This window comes from Aeromicrobium sp. Leaf245, assembly GCF_942548115.1.
In the GTDB taxonomy this organism is placed as follows: domain Bacteria; phylum Actinomycetota; class Actinomycetes; order Propionibacteriales; family Nocardioidaceae; genus Aeromicrobium.
Genome location: NZ_OW824151.1, coordinates 1,091,926 through 1,112,966 on the forward strand (window position 1 = coordinate 1,091,926; position 21,041 = coordinate 1,112,966).

21 protein-coding genes, 1 tRNA gene and 1 pseudogene are annotated in these 21,041 nt (G+C 72.2%); 10 read left to right on the plus strand and 13 right to left on the minus strand.

All coding sequences use genetic code 11. From position 1 onward, the window contains the following. Positions 1-17 precede the first annotated feature (17 nt). Positions 18-998, plus strand: a complete 981-nt coding sequence (locus tag NBW76_RS05420) for a polyprenyl synthetase family protein (protein WP_369797006.1) — start codon at positions 18-20, stop codon at positions 996-998. 110 nt (positions 999-1,108) lie between these two features. Here NBW76_RS05420 and rarD read toward each other — a convergent pair whose 3' ends face one another. Further along, on the minus strand, positions 1,109-2,050 hold the full coding sequence (gene rarD / locus NBW76_RS05425; RefSeq protein WP_082480402.1) for an EamA family transporter RarD: 942 nt from the start codon (positions 2,048-2,050) through the stop codon (positions 1,109-1,111). A 93-nt stretch (positions 2,051-2,143) separates the two neighbouring features. Here rarD and NBW76_RS05430 point away from each other — a divergent pair, with 93 nt between their 5' ends. The 3 genes from NBW76_RS05430 to NBW76_RS05440 all read left to right on the plus strand — a co-directional run bounded on the left by NBW76_RS05430 (position 2,144) and on the right by NBW76_RS05440 (position 3,955). After that, the gene (locus NBW76_RS05430) at positions 2,144-2,731 is read left to right on the plus strand and encodes a bifunctional 2-polyprenyl-6-hydroxyphenol methylase/3-demethylubiquinol 3-O-methyltransferase UbiG (RefSeq protein ID WP_056555953.1); all 588 of its coding nucleotides are present in this window, start codon (positions 2,144-2,146) and stop codon (positions 2,729-2,731) included. A gap of 17 nt (positions 2,732-2,748) precedes the next feature. Then, a complete protein-coding gene (locus tag NBW76_RS05435; RefSeq protein ID WP_162239226.1) occupies positions 2,749-3,489 on the plus strand; it encodes a TIGR02206 family membrane protein in 741 nt (246 codons plus the stop codon). An 82-nt stretch (positions 3,490-3,571) separates the two neighbouring features. Next, positions 3,572-3,955, plus strand: coding sequence for a hypothetical protein (locus NBW76_RS05440; RefSeq protein ID WP_055964081.1), 384 nt, complete (start codon positions 3,572-3,574; stop codon positions 3,953-3,955). 42 nt (positions 3,956-3,997) lie between these two features. Here the strand turns inward: NBW76_RS05440 and NBW76_RS05445 are convergent, their stop codons facing one another. The 3 genes from NBW76_RS05445 to NBW76_RS05455 all read right to left on the minus strand — a co-directional run bounded on the left by NBW76_RS05445 (position 3,998) and on the right by NBW76_RS05455 (position 5,556). Continuing rightward, entirely contained in the window at positions 3,998-4,489 is a 492-nt protein-coding gene (locus NBW76_RS05445; RefSeq protein WP_055964084.1) for a YajQ family cyclic di-GMP-binding protein, read from the minus strand. Between the two features lie 175 nt (positions 4,490-4,664). Continuing rightward, on the minus strand, positions 4,665-5,150 hold the full coding sequence (locus NBW76_RS05450; protein ID WP_056555947.1) for an SRPBCC domain-containing protein: 486 nt from the start codon (positions 5,148-5,150) through the stop codon (positions 4,665-4,667). A gap of 1 nt (position 5,151) precedes the next feature. Then, the gene (locus tag NBW76_RS05455) at positions 5,152-5,556 is read right to left on the minus strand and encodes a helix-turn-helix transcriptional regulator (RefSeq protein WP_056555944.1); all 405 of its coding nucleotides are present in this window, start codon (positions 5,554-5,556) and stop codon (positions 5,152-5,154) included. Between the two features lie 127 nt (positions 5,557-5,683). Between NBW76_RS05455 and NBW76_RS05460 the strand changes: the two genes are divergently transcribed. Then, positions 5,684-5,765: transfer RNA gene (locus tag NBW76_RS05460), tRNA-Tyr, on the plus strand. 95 nt (positions 5,766-5,860) lie between these two features. Here the strand turns inward: NBW76_RS05460 and NBW76_RS05465 are convergent. Further along, the gene (locus NBW76_RS05465) at positions 5,861-6,814 is read right to left on the minus strand and encodes a GlxA family transcriptional regulator (RefSeq protein WP_056555941.1); all 954 of its coding nucleotides are present in this window, start codon (positions 6,812-6,814) and stop codon (positions 5,861-5,863) included. A gap of 102 nt (positions 6,815-6,916) precedes the next feature. Here NBW76_RS05465 and NBW76_RS05470 point away from each other — a divergent pair, with 102 nt between their 5' ends. Continuing rightward, positions 6,917-7,552 carry an isochorismatase family protein gene (locus NBW76_RS05470; RefSeq protein WP_056555938.1) on the plus strand — a complete coding sequence of 212 codons (636 nt, stop codon included), beginning with the start codon at positions 6,917-6,919 and terminating at the stop codon, positions 7,550-7,552. Positions 7,553-7,727: 175 nt separating this feature from the next. Here NBW76_RS05470 and NBW76_RS05475 read toward each other — a convergent pair whose 3' ends face one another. Together NBW76_RS05475 and NBW76_RS05480 are read right to left on the minus strand one after the other, a co-directional pair. After that, complete coding sequence (locus tag NBW76_RS05475) at positions 7,728-8,642, minus strand: dihydrodipicolinate synthase family protein (protein WP_055964098.1); 915 nt, start codon at positions 8,640-8,642, stop codon at positions 7,728-7,730. A gap of 200 nt (positions 8,643-8,842) precedes the next feature. After that, positions 8,843-10,108 (minus strand): Nramp family divalent metal transporter, encoded by a 1,266-nt coding sequence (locus NBW76_RS05480; protein ID WP_056555935.1) that lies wholly within the window; start codon positions 10,106-10,108, stop codon positions 8,843-8,845. Between the two features lie 274 nt (positions 10,109-10,382). Between NBW76_RS05480 and NBW76_RS05485 the strand changes: the two genes are divergently transcribed. Continuing rightward, entirely contained in the window at positions 10,383-11,399 is a 1,017-nt protein-coding gene (locus tag NBW76_RS05485; RefSeq protein ID WP_055964104.1) for a LacI family DNA-binding transcriptional regulator, read from the plus strand. 3 nt (positions 11,400-11,402) lie between these two features. Here NBW76_RS05485 and NBW76_RS05490 read toward each other — a convergent pair whose 3' ends face one another. Both NBW76_RS05490 and NBW76_RS05495 read right to left on the minus strand, forming a co-directional pair. Further along, positions 11,403-12,215: an oxidoreductase gene (locus NBW76_RS05490; protein ID WP_056555933.1), complete on the minus strand. Its 813-nt coding sequence runs from the start codon at positions 12,213-12,215 to the stop codon at positions 11,403-11,405. A 28-nt stretch (positions 12,216-12,243) separates the two neighbouring features. Next, positions 12,244-13,776, minus strand: coding sequence for an MFS transporter (locus NBW76_RS05495; protein ID WP_055964111.1), 1,533 nt, complete (start codon positions 13,774-13,776; stop codon positions 12,244-12,246). Positions 13,777-13,869: 93 nt separating this feature from the next. Here NBW76_RS05495 and NBW76_RS05500 point away from each other — a divergent pair, with 93 nt between their 5' ends. Beyond that, on the plus strand, positions 13,870-14,508 hold the full coding sequence (locus NBW76_RS05500; protein ID WP_056555930.1) for a TetR/AcrR family transcriptional regulator: 639 nt from the start codon (positions 13,870-13,872) through the stop codon (positions 14,506-14,508). 168 nt (positions 14,509-14,676) lie between these two features. Here the strand turns inward: NBW76_RS05500 and NBW76_RS05505 are convergent. Together NBW76_RS05505 and gabT are read right to left on the minus strand one after the other, a co-directional pair. Next, positions 14,677-16,014 (minus strand): annotated as a pseudogene (locus NBW76_RS05505) (aldehyde dehydrogenase family protein); the annotation flags it as partial. Next, positions 16,011-17,363: a 4-aminobutyrate--2-oxoglutarate transaminase gene (gene gabT, locus NBW76_RS05510; protein WP_056555928.1), complete on the minus strand. Its 1,353-nt coding sequence runs from the start codon at positions 17,361-17,363 to the stop codon at positions 16,011-16,013. The pseudogene NBW76_RS05505 and the gene gabT, both read right to left, overlap by 4 nt. Before the next feature lie 108 nt (positions 17,364-17,471). On the opposite strand from gabT, the gene NBW76_RS05515 reads away from it, so the two are divergent. Continuing rightward, positions 17,472-18,359, plus strand: coding sequence for a LysR family transcriptional regulator (locus NBW76_RS05515; RefSeq protein ID WP_056555925.1), 888 nt, complete (start codon positions 17,472-17,474; stop codon positions 18,357-18,359). 25 nt (positions 18,360-18,384) lie between these two features. Here NBW76_RS05515 and NBW76_RS05520 read toward each other — a convergent pair whose 3' ends face one another. Both NBW76_RS05520 and NBW76_RS05525 read right to left on the minus strand, forming a co-directional pair. Then, positions 18,385-19,077 carry a cache domain-containing protein gene (locus NBW76_RS05520; protein ID WP_056555922.1) on the minus strand — a complete coding sequence of 231 codons (693 nt, stop codon included), beginning with the start codon at positions 19,075-19,077 and terminating at the stop codon, positions 18,385-18,387. Positions 19,078-19,082: 5 nt separating this feature from the next. Continuing rightward, complete coding sequence (locus NBW76_RS05525) at positions 19,083-19,826, minus strand: FadR/GntR family transcriptional regulator (RefSeq protein ID WP_055964130.1); 744 nt, start codon at positions 19,824-19,826, stop codon at positions 19,083-19,085. A 175-nt stretch (positions 19,827-20,001) separates the two neighbouring features. On the opposite strand from NBW76_RS05525, the gene NBW76_RS05530 reads away from it, so the two are divergent. After that, a complete protein-coding gene (locus NBW76_RS05530) occupies positions 20,002-21,033 on the plus strand; it encodes an ABC transporter ATP-binding protein (RefSeq protein ID WP_055964133.1) in 1,032 nt (343 codons plus the stop codon). Positions 21,034-21,041: the final 8 nt, after the last annotated feature.

Below are 21,041 nucleotides of genomic sequence, written 5' to 3' on the forward strand. Positions count from 1 at the left end.
CAGGAGCAGACGTGTCGCTGGGAGTCTCGTTCGACGACCCGACCCTCGAGGAGCGCGTGCGCCTCGGGGTGGAGGCCGTCGAGCGTCGCCTCGCCGAGGCCGTCGACAGCCCCGACCCGTTCGTGGCCGAGGCCGCCGCCCACCTCGTGAACGCCGGGGGCAAGCGGTTCCGGCCGCTGCTCGTGGTGCTCGCCGCGCAGCTGGGCGACCCCGACCACCCCGACGTCGTGCCGTCGGCCGTCGTCGTGGAGCTCACCCACCTGGCCACGCTGTACCACGACGACGTGATGGACGAGGCCCCGTTGCGGCGGGGGGCGCCGAGCGCCAACGACCGCTGGGGCAACTCGCTGGCGATCCTCGTGGGCGACTACCTCTTCGCGCAGGCCTCCGAGCTCGTCTCGACGCTGGGCACCGAGGCCGTGCGCATCCAGGCCGAGACCTTCTCGCGGCTCGTCCGAGGGCAGATCCGCGAGACCATCGGTCCGTCCGAGGGTGAGGACGCGCTGCAGCACTACCTCGACGTCGTGGCCGACAAGACCGGTTCGCTGATCGCCACGTCGGCGCGCTTCGGTGCGCGGGCGGCGGGCGCGGGCGAGCAGGTCGAGGCCGCGCTCACGGAGTTCGGCGAGCGCATCGGCGTGGCGTTCCAGCTGAGCGACGACGTGCTCGACATCGCCAGCGAGAGCGACGACTCGGGCAAGACGCCCGGCACCGACCTGCGAGAGGGCGTCCCGACGCTGCCCACGCTGCTCGCCCTGCGCGGCACCGACCCGGCCGACGCCGAGCTGCGCGAGCTCCTCGCCGGCCCGATCGAGGACGACGCCGTCGTCGAGGAGGTGCTCGCCGCGCTGCGGGTGCACCCGGCCATGGCCGAGGCGCGGGCGCACGTGCAGGCCGAGGCCGACGCCGCCCGAGCCCTGCTGGCCGACCTGCCCGACGTGCCGGCCCGCCGCGCCCTCGAGGCGCTCTGCGACTCCCTCGCCACGCGTCTGGCCTGACAGCCCCACCGCCCGCGCCTCCACCCCGCGTTCTGACGCGTTCGCGTCGGTCTTGCCGGGAGGGATCGACGCGACGCGTCAGGACGCGGTCCCGGGAGCGAACGGGGAGGTCAGCAGGCCTCTGCGTTGGTGGCGGTCTGGCGCAGGATGCGGCGCCGGTTGCCGATCGCGTCGATCGTGAAGATCACGAGCGCCGACCACACGAGGGCGAAGCCGATCCAGCGCGCGGTGCTCATCGCCTCGTCGAAGACGAACAGGCCGAGCAGGAACTGCAGGAACGGTCCGAGGTACTGCAGGAGCCCGATGGTGGTGAGCGACAGCCGGGTGGCGGCGGCCCCGAACATGAGCAGCGGGATGGCCGTGACCACACCGGTCCCGACGAGCAGCGTCGCGTTCGCGGCACCCGCGTGGCCGAAGGTCAGGTCGCCGCGCAGCTGGAGGACGACCAGGAACGCCACGGCCACGGGCGCCAGAATGAGCGTCTCCATGCCGAGCCCCTCGAAGGCCCCGAGCGAGGCCCGCTTCTTGAGGAACCCGTAGGTCGCGAACGAGCCCGCGACCAGGAGCGCGATCCAGGGGAGGCGCCCGTAGTCCACGGTGAGCACGACCACGGCCACGAACCCGATGCCGACGGCGGCCCACTGGGCGGGCCGCAGGGTCTCCTTGAGCACGAACACGCCGAGGAGCACGGTGACCAGCGGGTTGATGAAGTAGCCGAGCGACGTCTCGATGACGTGCCCGTTGGTGACGCCCCAGATGAACCCGCCCCAGTTGAGCGCGATCGTGACCGACGCGAGCGCGAGGAACAGCATGAGCGTGCGGTCACGGGCGATGTCGCGGAAGCGTCCCCAGCGTCGGGTCGCGGCGATGAGCACGAGCACGAAGACCAGCGACCACACGATGCGGTGGGCCAGCACCTCCAGCGGTCCGGCCGGCTCGAGCAGCGGCCAGTACAGCGGGAACAGTCCCCAGCAGAGGTACGCGCCGATGCCGTAGGGGAGCCCGCTGCCCTCTCGAGGCGCCGTGGTGGTGGGGGTGTCCTGCTGCGTCACCGTCCGAGCGTAGGCCCGGTCCGGTCCGAGTCGATGCGACGGGCCGTCCGGCCGGACGCGCACGGGGGTGGGCGATCGTCCACGATGGTGTCCATGACGTCGACACCACGCTGGTTCACCGACACCGACGAGAACCACTCCACCTGGTACCGCGACCGGTTCCGCGAGCTGGCGGCCGAGGGTGCCGACCTGGAGGGCGAGGCGCGGTTCGTCGACGCGTTGAGCCCGCGCGGCTCCCGGGTGCTCGACGCCGGGTGCGGCGCCGGACGTCTCGGCGGGACCCTGCACCGGCGGGGGCACGACGTCACCGGCGTCGACGCCGACGAGGTGCTGGTCGCCGAGGCGCAGGCCACGCACCCCGGGCCTCGTTGGCTGGTCGCCGACCTCGCCGGGCTCGACCTCGGCGAGACGTTCGACGTCGTGGTCACCGCCGGCAACGTGATGGTCTTCCTGGCGCCGGGCACCGAACGGCAGGTGGTGCAGCGGCTCGCGAGCCACGTGACCGACGACGGAGCGCTGGTGCTCGGCTTCCGCCTCGACTGGCACTACGGCCTGCCCGACCTCGACGCCGACCTCGACGCCGCCGGCCTCGCCGTGGAGCAGCGGTTCGCCACGTGGGACCTGCGGCCGCTCACCCCTGCGTCCGACTTCGCGGTGACGATCGCCCGGCGGCCCGCCTAGCGGTCTACGCTGCGGTCGTGGTGATCGACGGACGGGACGTGCTCGCAGCGGGGGAGTTCCAGGCGTACGACACCAGCCACGTGACGGTGCTCGTGCTGTTCGCCGTCGGCCTGGTGCCGATCGTGCTGCTCGGCCGGCGGGTGCGCGGAACGGCAGGGGAGGCCACGACGAGCCGCGTCCTGGCCGTCGGCATCGTCGCCGTGACGGTGCCCCTGCAGGTCCTGCAGCTGCTGCCGGCGGAGTGGAACCCGCGCACGTCCCTGCCCTTCCAGCTGTGCGACCTGGCCTGGATGTTCGCGGTGCACGCCCTGTGGACGCGTTCTCGTCTCACGTCGACCGTCACCTACCTCTGGGGCCTCACCCTCACGACGCAGGGCATGGCCACTCCGGACCTCGCCTCGGCGTGGCCCGAGCCGAGGTTCGTCATGTTCTGGGCGATGCACCTGCTCATCGTGTGGGCCGCGGTCTACCTCGTCCTCGGGCTCGGTGTGCTGCCGACGTGGTCGACCTACCGCCGCACGGTCGTGATCACGCTCGTGTGGGCGGTGTCGGTCATGGTCTACAACACGCTCGCCGACACCAACTACGGCTACCTCAACGGCAAGCCGAGCCGGGCCTCGCTGCTCGACGTCCTGCCGGCGTGGCCCTGGTACGTGGCGGTCGAGATCGCCGTGGTCGCCGCAGTCTGGGCTCTGCTGGTGTGGCCGTGGACGCGCGCCCGCACCGGCACCCTCGCCGGCGCCGCGCGCCCTGCATGAGAAGCCTCTCACCGTCGCGTCATGCCGCTCTCACGCACGGGGCCTTGCATGGGGACCACACCAAGCCCCCGAGGAGAACCCCATGAAGACCACCCGCCTGCTCGCCGCCTCCGCCACCGCCCTCGTGCTCGCACTCGGCATGACCGCCTGCGGCTCCGACGACGCCGATGACGACGTCGTCCCCGCCGCCACCTCGTCCGCGCAGTCCACCGAGAGTGCGCCGACGTCGGAGAGCCCGTCGGCCGGGTCCACGAACGGCGGTGACGGTGACGACGTGACCGACGCCGACCTGCGCGGCCAGCTCGAGAAGGTCGCCCTCGACGAGGTCGGCCAGGGGCGCGTGACCGACGTCGAGCGCAGCGACGACCGCGACCACGCCTACGAGGTCGAGGTCGACCTCGGCAACGACGACGACGTCAGCGTCGAGATCGCCGAGGACCTGTCGGTGGTCCGCGTCGACCGCTGACGCCGAGGGGGTGCGGCCGGCCTCGACCGGGTGGTGCGTCCGTCAGCGGTAGTTGACGAACTGCACCGCGAAGTCGAGGTCGGCACCCTTCAGCAGCGCGATGACCTCCTGGAGGTCGTCGCGCTTCTTGCTGGTGACGCGCAGCTCGTCGCCCTGGATCTGGACCTTGACGCCCTTGGGCCCCTCGTCTCGGATGAGCTTGGAGACCTTCTTGGCCTGCTCGGTGCTGATGCCCTGGCTGAACGTGCCGTTGATCTTGACGTCCTTGCCGCTCTGACGGGGATCGCCGGTCTCGAGCGCCTTGAGGCTGATGCCGCGCTTGACGAGCTTCTCCTTGAACACGTCGAGCACGGCGAGAGCGCGCTCGTCGGCGTTCGCGGTGATCTCGATGCCCTCCTCGCCCTTCCACTCCAGCAGTGCGCCGGTGTTCTTGAAGTCGTACCGGGTGGAGATCTCCTTCATCGCCTGGTTGAGGGCGTTGTCGGCCTCCTGACGGTCGAGCTTGCTGACGATGTCGAACGAGGAGTCGGCCACGGTTCTCTCTCCTGTGCTGGCTGGGACGGCGAAGGGGCGGGACCCGCGGGTCCCGCCCCTCAGACTAGGCGCTCGCCTCGAGTGCCCGCCGTGCCGTCCGTCGCCCCAGGCCGTGACGCAGCCCCGGCACCCCTGCCGGGCCGTCTGCCGCCCAGGGCCCGGCACCCCTGCCGGGTCAGGCCGCCAGGAAGTCGTCGATCTGCCCCATGGCGGCGCGCGCGCCCTCCTCGACCCCCATGTCGAGCACCTGCTGCAGGGCCTCGGCGGTCGGGTAGGTGGAGACGTAGGTGGCGCGGGTGCCGCCGTCGATCGGCTCGAAGCGGAAGCTGTTGGTCGAGGACGGCATGCTCTCGACGGGGTTCAGGTCCGCGTCGGCGAAGCCGTCCCGCACCTCGAAGCCGTGCGGGGCGTCGACGGAGACCACGTCCCAGTAGCCGCCGTACTTCTCGCCCTCCGGGCCGGTCATGTAGTAGGTGATGCGGCTGCCGGGCGTCAGGTCGTGGTCGACGAACGTCGCGGGGTGGGTGGGCGGTCCCCAGACCTTCTCCAGCTGGCGGGGGTCGGCGTAGATGCCGAACACGCGCTCGACGGGAGCGGCGAACTCGGCGGTGATGGTGATGGTGCGCTGGTCCAGGTCCTTCTGGACGTCGATGACGGGCATGTCACTTCTCCTGGGTGGTGTGGGTGGTGGTGTCGTGCTGCTCGGACGGTGTGGCGGATGGTGCGGTGGGTTGGGCTGTCGGTTGGGCGAGGAGGTCGTCGATCCGGGCGACGCGTCCGCGCCACACGGCCTCGATCTCGCCGAGCATCGAGGCGACGGACCGCACGGCCTCGACGTCCCCGCTCGCGAGGGCCTCGCGGCCGACCCGACGCTTGGTGACCAGACCGGCCCTTTCGAGCACGGCGACGTGCTTCTGCACGGCGGCGAAGCTCATCGGGTAGTGCTCGGCGAGCCGGCTCACGGAGTGCTCCCCGGCCAGCACGCGGCGCAGGATGTCGCGCCGGGTCCGGTCGGCCAGGGCGCCGAACAGGGCATCGGCCCGGTCGTCGTCCTGGTGATCACTCATGAGCACAACCTACAACTAGATGGTTGTAGGTTGTCAACCCCTTCGACGGCACGGATGCGGTTGGGCTGCGCAGGCCCCTCTGCGGTATGGTTTCTCGTCGTTGCCCGTCTCGGCGGGCAGCATCCCTGGCAGGTTGCCCGAGCGGCCAAAGGGAGCTGACTGTAAATCAGCCGGCATTGCCTTCGCAGGTTCGAATCCTGCACCTGCCACAGCGTGAGAGAGTCGCTGGAACCGACGGGCCTCGTCGGGCGAGAGCCCGGCGGGGCCCGTTCTTCATGATCGAGCTCCACCCGCTGCGGGCGGCTCAGTGATGGGGAAGCGCAGCGAAGCGCCGACGGTACGAGGTCGGCGTGGTGCCGTAGGCGTCGGTGAAGCGCTGGCGGAACGTGACGACGCTGCCGAAGCCGCACCGCCGCGCGACCGACGCGACCGGCAGGTCGGTCCGCTCCAGGAGTCGGCGCGACTCGTCGAGGCGGCGTCCGGACAGCCACCGCGCGGGGCTCGCGCCGGTGGCCTCGGTGAAGCGACGGGTGAAGTTGCGGGTGCTCATCCGTGCGTGGTCGGCCATCGCCTCGACGGACATCCGCTGGTCCAGGTGCTCGATGGTCCACGCGATGGTGTCACCGAGCTGTCCGACGCCGTCGGGCTCGGGCATGGGGCGAGCGATGTACTGCGCCTGCCCGCCCTCGCGGTGGGGTGCGACGACGAGGTGCCGGGCGAGGGTCGTCGCCGCCTCGGAGCCGAGCTCGCGTCGGACGACGTGCAGGCAGGCGTCGATGGCCGAGGCCGTCCCGGCCGAGGTGAGCACGTCGCCGTGGTCGACGTAGATCGCGTCGGCGTCGACGTCGACGTCGGGGTACCGCGCCGCCAGGTCCTCGGCGGCGCCCCAGTGGGTGACCGAGGACCGTCCGTCGAGCACCCCCGCTCCGGCCAGGGGGAACGCTCCCAGGCACAGCCCCACCAGGCGAGCACTCCGCCAGGCCGCCTCCCGGATCACCGTGGCCACGGTGTCGTCGGCCGGGCGCAGGTCGGCGTGCCACGAGGGGAAGACGAGCAGGTCGGCGTCCGTCGTCGCGTCGGGACCGGCCAGGTCGCCGAGGGAGACTCCCTCCGCCGTCATCACGCGGGCCTCGCTGCTCCAGACCGTGGTGCGCCAGGAGGAGTCGAGGCCGAGCCGCGCGACCTCGGCGAAGACGGTCGTCGGCACGGAAAGGTGGAACAGGCTGATGCCGTCGAAGGCGTGGACCGCGATCCGCATGATTGTCCTGGAAGCATCGATAGGTGGCGTTCGGGCCACTCACGGTACCTGGCCCCCACCCCGAGGATGGAGGTCCACCCGGACGAACCAAGGAGCACCATCGTGACCGCCACCCGCCGCGCCCTCGTCGTCGTCGACGTCCAGAACGAGTACGTCGACGGTCCGCTCGAGGTCCAGCACCCACCCCGCGAGGAGTCGCTCGCCAACATCACCCGAGCCATCGACGTCGCCGTCGAGCTCGACGTGCCGGTCCTGGTGCTCCAGCACGAGCTGCCGGAGGGTTCGCCCGTCTTCGCGGTCGGCTCGAAGGGCTGGGAGCTGCACCCGGAGGTCGAGCGCCGCCTGAGGCCGGAGTTCGGCCGCGCCTCGAAGGTCCACGGCAGCGCGTTCAGCGCCGACGGTGTCACCGAGTGGCTCGCCGACCGGCAGGTCGACACGATCACGATCGTCGGCTACATGACCAACAACTGCGACCTCGCCACGGCCGCCGACGCAGAGACGCGGGGCATCGCCGCCGAGGTGCTGTCGGACGCGACCGGGGCCATCCACCTCGCGAACGAGGCGGGGAGCGCGTCGGCCGAGCAGGTGCACTCGACGCTGATGGTGCTGCTCAACTCCAACTTCGCCGCCGTCGGGACCACGGACGACTGGGTCGAGGCCGCCCGGGCGGGCACCGCGCTGCCGAAGAGCGACCTCGGCACGTCTGCTCTCCAGGGCCGGGAGCGCTTCAGCGGCTGAGCGCCACGCGTCCCGCACGACGAGACGCCCCTCGCCGGTCGGCGAGGGGCGTCTCGTGCGCTGGTGACCCCCAGGGTCGCGCCCCGAGCCGGACCCGTCAGGTGGGTCCGAGCCCCGCGTGTCCACACGGCGGGTCGGGGCGCGACGCCGGGAGCCACCGGGTCGCGGGGTGGGATCAGATGATCCCGGCCTGCTTCAGGGCGAGGCTGATCTCGCCCTGCGCCTCGGGGGCGAGGTCGAGCAGCGGAGGGCGGACGGCGGCGTGCTCGAGCTTGCCGCGCTCCACGAGGGCCAGCTTCAGCGCCACGGTGCCCTCCATGTGCGAACCGCGGTGGTAGACGTTCTTGGTCACCGGGAGCAGCGCGTCGTGGAGGGCGCGGGCCGCGGGGTAGTCGTGCGCCTTGCCGGCGGCGATGAGCTCGACCAGCAGCTCGGGGGCGATTCCTCCGTAGCCGACGAGCAGACCGTCGACGTCGAACATCGTGTGGAGCAGATACTCGTCGTGGCACGAGAGGATCTGCAGGTCGGGCAGCTCCTGGCGCAGGACGGGGATCTCGGTGTCCCAGCGGCGCATGTTGCGCACACCGTTCTTCGTCGCGAAGACGCCGGGCTGCGCGCCGATCTCGAGCTGGGTCTGCAGGTCGTAGGAGGCCTTGGTCGCATCGGGGTACTGGAACAGGATGAGCGGCAGGCCCGACTCCTCGTGCACGATGCGGTAGCGCTCCTGCGGGGCGCCCTGCTGGTAGCCGAAGCGGAGCCAGCCGTGCGAGGGGTACAGGAGTCCGGCGCTGGCGCCGGCGTCGACGGCGCGCTTGGCCTCGAGACCCGCGACCTTGTCGCCCTCGCCGGTGATGCCGGCGATGACCGGCACGTCGCCGGCGTTCGCGACGGCCACCTCGATGACCTTCACCTGCTCCTCCTGCGTGAGGTAGGTGCCCTCGCCCGCGTGGCCGAGATAGACCAGGCCGGTGATGCCGGGGATGGAGGCGTACCAGCGGGTCAGTGACGCCACGGCGTCGTAGTCGACCTCGAGGTCGCGGGTGAACGGGGTGACGGGGGCCGGGGTGAGGCCGCGGAGATCGAGCGTCATGGTGGGTCCTCTTCGAACGGGTCGGTCGTGGTTACGGAACGTTCGCGGGAACGTTCCCGCAATGAGTGTGCGTGACCCCGGTCACCGTGTCAAGGGCCAAGCGACGTCGACCCGAGATCGATCGGGACGGCCTCTGCGAACGCCGTCGGCCCCGCTCCTCGAGAAGGAGCGGGGCCGACGGCGGCGTGCTGCGCAGCGGGTCAGAGCACGATCGTGAGCAGTCGGTAGCAGAGCGCGAAGATCGCCACGAGCCCCACCAGCCCGAGCGCGTTCTGCCACCACCGGTTCACGTAGCGACCCATCAGGTCGCGGCGCGTGGTCATGACGAACAGCAGGAGGCCGAGCAGCGGTGCGACGATCACCGTGAGGGCCTGTGCCGTGATGATCAGCTCCACGGGTGAGCCGTTCGAGACGAGCGTGACCACGAGCCCGAAGGCCAGCACCGCGAGCATGCCGAGCTTGACGCTCACCCGGTCCATCGTGTTGCCGCGTCCGAGGCCGTCGGAGAGCAGCGTGCCGCCGGCCGTCGCGTTGGCGACCATCGACGAGAACGCAGCGGCGGAGAAGCCGAGCCCGAACAGCGTGGCGCCGAGCTCGCCCGCGACCGGACGGAGGACGTTCGCCAGCTCGGGGAAGGTGGCGGCGCCGGTGCCGGTGTTCTGCAGCGCGGCGGCCGCGGTGACGATGACGAGGGCCGTCATGATGCCGGGCGCCAGGATGCCGGGGATCGTGTCCGCGATCGTCGTCGTGCGGTAGTCCTCGGCCTTCAGACCCCGCTCGCGCGAGGCGTACCCGGTGAAGAAGGCGGCGTTGATCGAGAAGTTGGTGCCCACGAGGGCGATGATCAGCAGGCCCGCGTCGGAGGGGATGGTCGGGAAGAGGCCGTCGGCCGCGGCGACCCAGTCGGGCTTGGACAGGAAGGCGCCGAGCACGAAGCCGATGCCCATGAGCACGACCAGCCCGAGCATCGCGCGTTCGAAGAGCTTGTAGTAGTTGGGTGCCCAGGCCACGGCCCCGACGACGACGGTGCAGCCGATGGTCCAGAGGGTGGGGGAGCCCCCGAACAGCATCGAGAAGCCCAGGCCCGACCCGACGGCGTTGCCGACCGAGAAGCAGAGGCTGATGAGGAAGACGCCGATGCCGGCGGCCGTCCCGACCGGGCGGCCGAGTCGGTCCTTGATCGTCTGCACGAGGGAGCCGGGGGAGACGATGGCCAGGCGCACGCTCATGTCGGTGAAGACGATCATGAGGAGCGTCGAGACGGCGATGACCCAGATGAGGGCGTATCCGTGGGCGCTGCCGGCCTGCACGGCCGACGCGAGGTTGCCGGGTCCGAACTGCCAGGCCCCGGCGATGAAGCTGGGTCCCATGAGGGCGAGCGTGGCGGCGAGCCCGCGGCGTGAGCGGCGGGATCGGTCCGAGCGGGGTCCCGCCTGCTCGGCGGTGGCGGGGGCGGTGTCAGTCATGGTCGTCCTTCTCTGTCTATCCCACGGGGGCTCGTCCGTGTGGGCAGTCCGGTCGGTCCGGGCGGTGTCCTCGTGGTGGACGGACGTCGTCGGCGGGTGGCCACGCTGCGCAGCCGGAGTGTGACAACGTTCACGGGAACGTTCCCATCGTGTGTGACCGGGACCACGGTGTCAACTGTTTCGGGTGAGCGTCTTCGGGAGCGGGCAGATGGGTGCGAGCACCGTCTGCGCCTATGCTGGCCAGCACCCGGCTCGTCGACCAGAGGAGGACAGCGTGACCGAGACGCCCGTGCGTCCCCCCACGATCCTCGACGTCGCGCGCGAGGCAGGCGTCTCGAAGTCGACCGTCTCGAGGGTTCTCGACGAGCGACTGCCGCCGTCGGGCAGTCCGGCCGCGGAGCGCGTCCGCGAGGCCGCGCGACGGCTCGGCTACCGACGCGACCGCTTCGCCTCTGCGCTGCGACGCCAGCAGACCCGCACTATCGGCGTGCTGGTGCCACGGCTCACCGACACGGTGATGGCCATGACCTTCGAGCAGCTGGCTGCGGCGTGCGCCCGCCGCGGTCAGTTCGCCATCGTCGCCACGACCGACGACGACCCGGCCGCCGAGGCCGAGGCCGTCGAGCAGCTTCTCGACCAACGGATCGACGGCCTGGTGCTCACGACCGCGCGCCTCGACGACGACGTGACGTCGGGGCTGCGTGGGCACGGGGTGCCGGTGGTGCTGGCTCTGCGCTCCGACGGAACCACCCCGTCGGCCACCGGTGACGACGAGCTCGGTGGCTACCTCGCCACCCGGCACCTGCTCGACCTCGGTCATCGGCGCATCGCCCTGGTGGCCGGGCCCTCGTTCGCCTCGAGCGCGGTCGGTCGTCAGGCGGGCTTCCGGCGCGCGATGGCCGAGGCCGGGGTGACGGACGTCGACGACCTGGTGCACGAGTCGGCGTTCAGCATGGAGTCCGGCGAGCTGGTCGCGCGCGAGGTGCTCGCGGCACGCGACCGGCCGACCGCGGTGTTCGCGGTCAACGACAACACGGCCATCGGCGTGCTCGCGGCGGCCCAGGCACTGGGTCTCTCGGTGCCCGAGGACCTCTCCGTGGTGGGCTACAACGACGTCCCGGTCTCGGCCCGCCTGCCCCGTCCGCTCACGACGGTGCGCGTGCCGTTCGACCAGATCGCCGCCGCCGCGCTCGAGCTGCTCGACGAGGCGCGTGCCGGAGCGTCGCCGCGGCACGTCACCGTCGCCCCCACGCTCATCCCGCGCAGCACGTCGGCGCGTCCGCCCCGCTGAGGTTCACGGCAGGCGGTTCAGGCTGCGGACCTGGCGGTCGAACGCCGCCCGCGGGGCGAGCCGACGCAGGACGGACACCCGCCGCGCGAGGGGGCCCGCGGGGTAGCGGACGCGAGGTCGGCGGTCGGTGGCCGCCTTCGCGACGACGTCGGCGACGACGGCCGGATCGTCGGCACCGCGCATGGCGCCGGCGAGCACGTCGGCCGCAGTGGCCCGCTGCGCGTCGTACCCGGTGAGGGGTCGGTCCGGAGCGAGGGCGCTGCCCTCGAAGGACGTGCTGGTGTAGGCGGGCTCCACCAGCAGCACACGCACCCCGAGGGCGCGGACCTCGTGGTCGAGCGACTCCGAGTAGCCCTCGAGCGCGTGCTTGGTGGCGGAGTAGACCGCCATGAAGGGGGCGGGCATCAGGCCCAGCACCGACGAGACGTTGACGACCCGTCCGCTGCCGCGTCCGCGCATGTGCGGAAGCACGGCGTTCGTCATCCGGATGGCACCGAGCACGTTGACGTCGAACACTTTCGCGGCCTGCTCGGCCGAGCTCTCCTCGGCGGCACCGAGCAGCCCGATGCCGGCGTTGTTGACGAGCACGTCGATCCGTCCGAACCGGTCGAGCACGTCCTGCACGAGGGCGGTCGCCGACGTGTCGCTGGTGACGTCGAGCGGCAGGAGCAGCGTGCCGTCGGTGTCGGGTTCGCCGCTGCCGCGACGGCTGGTGCCGACGACGACGAACCCGCGGGCTGCGAGCGCCCGGGCGGCGGCCTGGCCGATGCCCGACGACGCACCGGTCACGATGGCGACGGGGCGTGCTTCGTTCATGTGGTCCTCCGTGGTGGGGGTGAGGGAGTCACGCGTCGAGGCGTGCCGTGCCGTCGGCGGGCTCGTCCTCGGCGTCGAGGGGGTCGTAGCGGTCGCCGGGCAGGGCCAGGAGTCCTGCGGCGGCGCCAACGAGGCACAGCACGCCGACGACGACGCACGCCAGCTCGAGGCCGTCGAGGAACGACGCGTCGACCACCGCGGACAGGCCGGGGACCTGGGACGCGGCGACGTCGGCGAACCCGACGGAGTCGGCGGCCCGGTCGAGGACCGTCCCCTCGACGCGCCCCTCGAGGGCCGAGCGGAGCGCGTCGGCGTACCGGGAGGCGAACATCGAGCCCACGACGGCGACGCCCAAGGTGCCACCGAGCTCGCGGGTCGCGTCGTTGACGGCCGAGCCGACCCCGGCGCGGGCGGGCGGGAGCACCTGCATGATCGACTCCGTGGCCGGCGTGCTGACCAGTCCGATCCCGATGCCGAGCATGAGCATCTGCGGCACGACGACGGTCGGGTAGTCCACGTCGGCCGGGATCTGGGAGATCCAGAGGAAGGCGCCACCCAGCAGGGCGAGCCCGGGCGCGACGACGAGCTTCGTGCCGATGCGCGGTGCCAGCTGGGCGCCGACGATCGAGGCGACCGCCAGGGAGAGGGCGACGGGCAGGAAGCGCAGGCCGGTCTCGAGCGGCGTGTAGTCACGGATGAACTGGAAGAACTGCGTGATGAGGAAGATGAAGCCGAAGAGCGCGAAGAAGGCGATCGTGACCGCCGCGCAGGCGGCGCTGAACCGGCGGTCGAGGAACAGCGTGACGTCGATCATGGGGTGCTCCACCGCCCGCTCGATCGCGATGAACGCGGCGATCAGCGCCGCGGCGCCGGCGAACCCGGTCAACGTCTCGATGCTGCGCCACCCGTGCTCGGGTCCCTCGATGATCGTGTAGGTCAGCGTGCCCAGGGCGGCGACGGAGACGGCGAAGCCGTACCGGTCGATGCGCGGCACCGACGGGTCGCGTGACTCCGGGACGAACGCGATCGCCATGCCCATGGTGGCGACGGTCAGGGGCACGAGCGCCCAGAAGACGCTGTGCCAGGAGTAGTGCTCGAGCAGGATGCCACCGACCACGGGCCCGATGGCGACGCCGACCCCCACCGATGCGCCCCACAGACCGAGCGCGGACGCACGTGCGCGGCGTTCGGTGAAGGTGTTGGCGATGATCGACAGCGTGGTCGGGAAGATCACGGCGGCGAACACGCCCATGGCGAACCGGAGGGCGATCAGCTGCCCGCTGCTGTCGACCAGCGCGGCGGCGCCGCTGCTCAGTCCGAAGCCGGCGAGGCCGAGGACGAGCGCAGGGCGTCGGCCGAACCGGTCGGACAGGCTGCCCATCGCGAGCACGAGCGAGGCGAAGGCCAGGTTGTAGCCGTCGACGATCCACAGCAGGTCACGCGTGCCGGCGTCGAGCTCGTCCGCGAGCGACGGCAGCGCGATGTTCACGATCATCGTGGAGAGGTTGATCGTCAGCGTCGCGAGGCACACGGTGAGCAGGATCAGGGACTTCCGGGGCATGCGCGCTCCTCGAAGTTGATGGCGTCAACATCGAGCATGAGGGCTAGTGTTGTCGCTGTCAACATCAGAGCCGTCCTTCGCTAGGGTGGTGCCATGGCGTCCCCCGCGTACCACCACGGCAACCTGCGCGAGGCACTCGTCGACGCCGCGGTCGACGCCGCCCGCGAGCGAGGTGCCGACGGCCTGGCGCTGCGCGACCTCGCGCGCCGGGTGGGTGTCTCGCACAACGCCGCCTACCGGCACTTCGCCAATCGCGACGACCTGGTGGCGGAGGTCGCGGGCCGTGTCATGGACCGCCTGGTCGAGACGATGCAGCGGCGCTGGGCCGACGTCGACACCGACGATCCCGTGCTGCGGGCGCGCCGTCGCCTCGCGGCGGTCGGACGGTCGTACGTGGAGTTCGCCGTGGGCGAGCCCGGCCTGTTCTCGCTGGCGTTCTCCAGCGTGGCGGTCTCGACGGACCTGGAGGGAGCCGGTCCCTACCTGCTGCTGGGCCAGGCCCTGGACGAGCTGGTCGAGGTCGGGTTCCTGTCGGCACAGGCTCGCCCGGGTGCGGAGATCACGTGCTGGTCCGCGATGCACGGGTTCTCCGTGCTCGCCGTCGACGGCGCCGTGCGCGGTGCGTCCGACGCTGAGCGGGAGGCCGCTCTGGAGACCGTGCTCACCGCGATCGACCGGTCGTACGGAGCGACGACCGGCACCGAGACGCGCGCCGGCGACCTGCTGCCGTAGCCGTCGTACCTCGTGAGGACTCCCGAGGCGCGGGGTCAGGCGGGCCAGTCGACGCTGAGGTACTGCGTCTCGGTGTACTCCTCGAGGCCCTCGCGGGCGCCCTCGCGGCCCAGACCGCTCTGCTTTGACGCCGCCGAACGGGGCCGACGGGTCGGAGACGAGGCCGCGGTTCACGCCGACCATGCCGGCGTCGAACGCCTCCCCGAGCCGGATCGCTCGCTGCAGGTCGCGCGAGAAGACGTACGCGGCCAGGCCCATCTCGCTGGCGTTCACGAGCCGGAGCAGCTCCTCGTCGTCGTGCCACGTGACGATCGGGGCCACGGGACCGAACAGCTCGTGGTCGAGGATCGCGGCGTCGGCCGGGACGTCCACGAGGACCGTCGGCGCGAAGAAGTGGCCGGGTGCGTCGGGCAGCTCGGCGCGGTGGCTGACGCGCGCGCCGGCCCGCACCGCCTCGTCCACCACGCGGCCCAGGGTCTCGACCGCCGTGGTGGAGATGAGGGGGCCGACCGTGGCGCCGCCGCGTGCCGGACCGACCGACAGCCGCTCGACCTCGGCGCCGAGGCGCTCGACGAAGGCGTCCACGACGTCGGCGTGCACGTAGAAGCGGTTCGCCGCCGTGCAGGCCTGGCCGCCACCGCGGAACTTCGCGACCATCGCGCCGGCCACGGCCGCGTCGACGTCGGCGTCGTCCGCTACGACGAACGGGGCGTTGCCGCCCAGCTCCATCGACGCGTTCACGACGCGCTCGGCGGCCTGGCCCAACAGGATCGAGCCGACGCGGGTGGACCCGGTGAACGAGATCTTGCGGATCCGCGGGTCGGCGAGCCAGTGGCCCACGACCCCGGCGGCGTCGGTCGTCGGCACCACGTTCACGACACCGTCGGGCACGCCGGCCTCGGTCAGCAGACGGGCGACGGCCAGGGCCGTCAGCGGCGTCTCGGCGGCGGGCTTCAGCACCACCGTGCAGCCGGCTGCGAGGGCCGGCGCGATCTTGCGCGTGGCCATCGCGGCCGGGAAGTTCCACGGCGTCACGAGCGCGGCCACGCCGACGGGTCGGTGCGTCACGATCGTGCGCGTGCCGCCGGCGGGGGAGGAGCCGTAGTCGCCGTGAGGGCGCACCGCCTCCTCGGCGAACCAGCGAAAGAACTCGGCGGCGTAGACGACCTCGCCGCGCGCGTCGGTGACGGACTTGCCGTTCTCGCTGACGATGAGGTCGGCCAGCCGGTCGGTGTCGCGGATCATCAGCTCGAACGCTCGGTGCAGCACCACCGACCGCTGGCGCGGCGACGTGCGACGCCACGCCACGAACGCGTCCGCGGCGGCGTCGACGGCCGCGGTGGCGTCGCCCAGGTCGCCGTCGGACACCTGGGCGACGACCGAGAGGTCGGCCGGGTCCACGACGTCGAAGTGCCCCGAGCCCCCGGCCCGCCAGACGCCACCCACGAGCACGCCACGGGTCGGGTCGAGGGCCTCGACGTGGGCGGACGTGACCTGCACGCTCATCGGGTCTGCCCGGACCGCGGCGCGGCCGCGAAGGCCGCCTCGAGCACGTCCAACCCCTCGTGGAGCAGGTCGTCACCGATGGCCAGCGGCGGGAGGAAGCGCAGCACGTTGCCGTAGGTGCCGCAGGTCAGCACGATGACGCCCTCGGCGTGGGCGGCCGACGCCACGGTCTTCGCGAGGTCGGGGTCGGGGTCGGTCGTGCCCGGCTTCACCAGCTCGACGGCGATCATCGCGCCACGGCCGCGCACGTCACCGAGTCGGTCGTCGCGCGCCTGCAGGGCTCGGAGCCGCTCCGTCATGAGCGTCCCCACCTCGCGGGCCCGCTCGACGAGCCCCTCGGCCTCGATGGTCTCGATCGCGGCCAGCGCGGCGGCGCAGGCGAGCGGGTTGCCGCCGTAGGTGCCGCCGAGCCCAGCGACGTGCGCGGCGTCCATGATCTCGGCGCGGCCCGTCACCGCCGACAGCGGCAGGCCGCCGGCGATGCCCTTGGCCGTCACGATCAGGTCGGGGACCACGCCCTCGTGGTCGCAGGCGAACAGGTCGCCCGTGCGCGCGAAGCCGGTCTGCACCTCGTCGGCCACGAACACCACGTCGTTCGCGCGGCACCACGCGGCCAGCGCGGGGAGGAAGCCCGGCGCCGGCTCGATGAAGCCACCCTCGCCCTGGACGGGCTCGATGACGATCGCGGCCAGGTTGGCGGCCCCCACCTGCTTCTCGACCACGTCGAGCGCGCGGGCGGCCGCGGTCGCCCCGTCGAGGTCGCCGTCGCGGAACGGGTAGGAGAGCGGGGCGCGGTAGACCTCCGAGGCGAACGGTCCGAAGCCGTGCTTGTACGGCATCGACTTCGCGGTCATGGCCATCGTCAGGTTCGTGCGGCCGTGGTACGCGTGGTCGAAGACGACGACGGCCTGCCGCTTCGTGTGGGCGCGGGCGATCTTGACGGCGTTCTCGACCGCCTCGGCGCCGGAGTTGAACAGGGCGGTGCGCTTGTCGTGGTCGCCCGGGGTGAGCCGGTTGAGTGTCTCCGCGACGGCCACGTAGCCCTCGTAGGGCGTGACCATGAAGCACGTGTGCGTGAACGCGGCGACCTGCTCCTGCACGGCCGCCACGACGCGCGGCGCACTGTTGCCGACTGTGGTCACGGCGATGCCGGACCCCAGGTCGATGAGGCTGTTGCCGTCGACGTCCACGACGATGCCGCCCCCGGCCTCGACGGCGAAGACGGGCATGGTCGTGCCCACGCCGGCGGCGACCGCGGCGTGCTTGCGGGCCATCAGCTCGCGCGAGCGCGGTCCGGGCAGCTCGGTGGCCAGGTGGCGCTTCTGGACGACGGGCGGTCGCACGGACATCGGTTCCTCCTGGGACGCGGTGACCACGCCAGTCTCCCGCCGGTCACGTCATGCCGTCCAATGCCGATATCGGATCAAGTCGATGCCTGACAGGCATATGGTGGGCGGATGGAGCTGCGGACCCTCACCTACTTCGTCGCGGTGGTCGACGCCGGGACCGTGAGCGCGGCGGCGGAACGCGTGCGGGTGACCCAGCCGTCGCTCTCGCGCCAGGTCCGCCAGCTCGAGCGCGACCTGGGTGTCGACCTGTTCGAGCGGCACGGCGGGCGGCTGGTGCTGTCCTCCGCGGGTCGCAGCCTGCTGCCACTGGCCCGCGACGTCCTGGCCTCGGCCGACGCCCTGCGCACCGCTGCCCGGGTGCGGGCCGAGGGCGGTCTGGACCGCGTGACCATCGCCGCTCCCGCCACCACGCTCACCGACGTCGTGTCGCCCTTCCTCGCCAGCCTGGCCCCCGACGACCCGACCCCGTCGGTGGTCGAGACCGATCCGCTCGACGTGGACGAGGCGCTGCGTCGGGGTGCCGACCTCGTGGTGACCACCCGCCGCCCGCGCCGACCGCTGCGCTCGGCCGCGCTTCCGGAGCTGCCGGTGTGGGCGTTCGTGCCGGCCGACCACCCATGGGGCGACCGCGAAAGGGTCGGGCTCGCCGAGCTGCTCGAGCAGGTCGTGGTCACCGTGCCCCGGACGTTCGCCGCCCGGCAGGTGCTCGACGCGGTGGTCGAGCGCGAGCAGCGCTGGCCGGCGTCGCTCGTGGAGGCGAGCAGCGGCACCGTGGCGCAGGCGCTCGCCGCCGCTGGTCGCGGCGTGGCGGTGGTCTCCGACGACAGCCGGTACGGCCTGCACGGGGTGCGTGTCCGGGCCGGGGGAGCCGACCTCACGGTCCGGCTGTTCGTGGCCTGGTCCTCGACCCATCCCGCGCAGGAGACGCTCGCGGCCCTGGCCGACCGGTTGCGGACCTTCGTCGTGGACGCCTACCCGGGCGCGGGTCCCGCCTGATCCCAGTGCCCGGTGCCCTGCTGGGTCAGACCAGCACCGTGAAGGGCAGTCCCGGGCACGGTACCTGGGCCGTGAAGTCGCCGCGGTCGACCGGCTCGCCGGCGAACAGGTGCACGTGCGAGGACAGGACCACGCGGTCGTGGTCGTTCACGAGCGTCGCGTCGGCGGCGCGGAAGACCTCGAGCAGCGTCCGCTCGACGGTCTCGGCCAGCACGTCCGCCCCCATGACCCCGAGCATGCGTCCGTCCCGCTCCACCGGGACCGTCGAGGTGAGCATGAACTCGTCGGTGCACACGTAGTCGATGTAGGGGCCGGTCACGTGCGACGCGTGGGTGCGCTGCGGGGTGCGGAACCACTCCTGGCGGCTGTAGTCCGTCGACTGCACGAGGGCGATGGAGTCGGGGATGAGCCCCTGGTCGTCGCCCTGCCACCACGCGAGCAGGTAGGTCTCGTCGGTGAGGATCCCCGGTGACACGACGAAGCCCGCGCCCACGGTGTGCGGGTCGGCGAGCACCTCGAGGGCGTGGGGGCGCGACGCGGTGAGCACCCGCGCGGCGTCGACGGGGCCGTCGAAGAGGGGGGCCAGGGCCTCGCCGCTCTCGCGCAGCGTCACCAGCAGCGGGTGGAACAGGTCCTCGACGGCCTGCACGCAGGCCGCGACCTGAGGGGGCACCTCGGTGCCGGGACCCGGGGCGGAGGCGTTCGGGGGTTGGGACATCGGACTCACCTGATCCTCGCGTGGAGCTCGGCGAGCTCGCCGAGCAGACGTCGCACCCGGGCGCGCACCACGCGTCGGGCCTCGTTCCCGTCGTGGCTCGCGATGGCGGCGAGCAGGGCACCGTGGTGGTCGCGCAGGGCGGACTGCTGGTCCGCGTGCCCGAACCCGAGCCGCAGGAGCCCACCGAACTCCATCTCCAGGCGCATCACGTCGCGGGCCAGGTGGGCCGAGTGCGAGAGCGCCGCCACGGCGAGGTTGAGCTCGGTGTCGACGTGGCGCCACGTGGCCGCGTCGTCGGTGTCGTCGGGGGGCAGGATCGCCCGCAGGTCCTCGACCTCCTCGACGTTGGCCCGCTCGGCGGCCAGCTCGGCGCACCCGCTCAGCACGGTCGCGTAGTGGATGCCGTGGTCGGCGATGTCGACGCGCGTCATGGCAGCCACGCGACGCTCGAGGACGTCGTCGGTCGCGCCGACGGGGCGGGTGACGAACGAGCCGCCGCCGCGCCCGCGCGTGGTGGTGACGAGCCCCTGCGCGCGCAGCGACACGAGCGCCTCGCGCGCCGTGACCGTGGCGACGCCGAGCATGCTCGCCAGCTCGGACTCGCTGGGCAGTCGCTCCCCGTCCTCGAGGATCCCCGAGCGGATCGCCTGCGCCAGACGCTGCTCCACGCGGACCGCGCGGCCGAGCTCGCCGATCGGCGCGAACACGGCGGTCCGCGCCCGGGTCGAGCGTCGACGGACGGCGGCCATGGATCTCCTCGTGTCCTCGGACCGGCCGGGCTGCCGGTGCGCACATGTTTACCGGATCGTGACACGAAGGTGTGGACATTTAACATCCAAGACCATATGTTTTGCGGCGGAAGGTGATCCGCACCACTCCTCCCGACCGTCAGGACGGACGGGGAGAATCCGTCGAAGGAGCCCGATGACCGGCACCGGCGCCACCCCCGCGATCCGACTGAGCGGCCTGCAGAAGCACTTCGGCGAGGTCCGGGCCGTCGACGGCGTGGACCTGGAGATCGCCGACGGCGAGTTCTTCTCGATGCTGGGTCCGTCGGGGTCCGGCAAGACCACGGTGCTGCGTCTCGTGGCCGGCTTCGAGCAGCCGACCGCGGGCTCGATCGAGCTCGGGGGCCGCGACGTCACCGGCTCGGCACCCTTCGAGCGCGACGTCAACACCGTGTTCCAGGACTATGCGCTGTTCCCGCACATGAGCGTGCTCGAGAACGTGGCCTACGGACTGCGGGTGCGCGGTGTCGACCGCCGCGAGCGCCGGTCCCGTGCGCTCGAGGCCCTCGAGACGGTGCGCCTGCAGCACGTGGCCGACCGTCGCCCCACGCAGCTCTCGGGCGGCCAGCGCCAACGTGTGGCCCTGGCCCGGGCCGTCGTGGTCCGCCCGAAGGTGCTCCTGCTCGACGAGCCCCTCGGCGCCCTCGACCTCAAGCTGCGCGAGCAGATGCAGGTGGAGCTCAAGCAGCTGCAGCGCGAGCTCGGCATCACCTTCGTCTTCGTCACCCACGACCAGGAGGAGGCGCTCACGCTCAGCGACCGCGTCGCCGTCTTCAACGAGGGGCGGATCGTGCAGCTGGGCAGCCCCCGGGACGTCTACGAGACCCCGGTCGACGAGTACGTCGCGTCGTTCGTCGGCACGTCGAACCTCTTCGACCCCGACGCCTCGCGCACCGTCCTCGGACGGGAGGGTCGCTACGCGCTGCGGCCGGAGAAGATCCACCTCGCGGCCTCCGGCATCGCCAGCGACCCGGTCGACGGTCGCGACAGCGTCCGCGGCGTCGTCGCCGAGACCATCTACCTCGGCATCGGTCGGCGCGTCGTCGTCGACACCGAGCAGGGCGCCCGCCTGGTCGTCCTCGAGCCCTCCACCGCCCTGGCGGCGGTCGAGCGGGGCGACGCCGTCGTCGCCTCGTGGCGCCACGACGACCTCGTGACGCTCACCTGATCCCCCCA

Bases quoted from the DNA above. Each gene is read 5' to 3' on its own strand.
- NBW76_RS05495 (WP_055964111.1), bottom strand. From the start codon at position 13,776: ATGCCCCGGAAGTCCCTGATCCTGCTCACCGTGTGCCTCGCGACGCTG.
- gabT (WP_056555928.1), bottom strand. From the start codon at position 17,363: ATGTCCGTGCGACCGCCCGTCGTCCAGAAGCGCCACCTGGCCACCGAG.
- NBW76_RS05530 (WP_055964133.1), top strand. From the start codon at position 20,002: ATGACCGGCACCGGCGCCACCCCCGCGATCCGACTGAGCGGCCTGCAG.
- NBW76_RS05520 (WP_056555922.1), bottom strand. From the start codon at position 19,077: ATGTCCCAACCCCCGAACGCCTCCGCCCCGGGTCCCGGCACCGAGGTG.
- NBW76_RS05465 (WP_056555941.1), bottom strand. From the start codon at position 6,814: ATGCGGATCGCGGTCCACGCCTTCGACGGCATCAGCCTGTTCCACCTT.
- NBW76_RS05480 (WP_056555935.1), bottom strand. From the start codon at position 10,108: ATGACTGACACCGCCCCCGCCACCGCCGAGCAGGCGGGACCCCGCTCG.
- NBW76_RS05490 (WP_056555933.1), bottom strand. From the start codon at position 12,215: ATGAACGAAGCACGCCCCGTCGCCATCGTGACCGGTGCGTCGTCGGGC.
- NBW76_RS05440 (WP_055964081.1), top strand. From the start codon at position 3,572: ATGAAGACCACCCGCCTGCTCGCCGCCTCCGCCACCGCCCTCGTGCTC.
- NBW76_RS05500 (WP_056555930.1), top strand. From the start codon at position 13,870: ATGGCGTCCCCCGCGTACCACCACGGCAACCTGCGCGAGGCACTCGTC.
- NBW76_RS05525 (WP_055964130.1), bottom strand. From the start codon at position 19,826: ATGGCCGCCGTCCGTCGACGCTCGACCCGGGCGCGGACCGCCGTGTTC.
- NBW76_RS05450 (WP_056555947.1), bottom strand. From the start codon at position 5,150: ATGCCCGTCATCGACGTCCAGAAGGACCTGGACCAGCGCACCATCACC.
- NBW76_RS05475 (WP_055964098.1), bottom strand. From the start codon at position 8,642: ATGACGCTCGATCTCCGCGGCCTCACCCCGGCCCCCGTCACCCCGTTC.
- NBW76_RS05515 (WP_056555925.1), top strand. From the start codon at position 17,472: ATGGAGCTGCGGACCCTCACCTACTTCGTCGCGGTGGTCGACGCCGGG.
- NBW76_RS05430 (WP_056555953.1), top strand. From the start codon at position 2,144: ATGACGTCGACACCACGCTGGTTCACCGACACCGACGAGAACCACTCC.
- NBW76_RS05455 (WP_056555944.1), bottom strand. From the start codon at position 5,556: ATGAGTGATCACCAGGACGACGACCGGGCCGATGCCCTGTTCGGCGCC.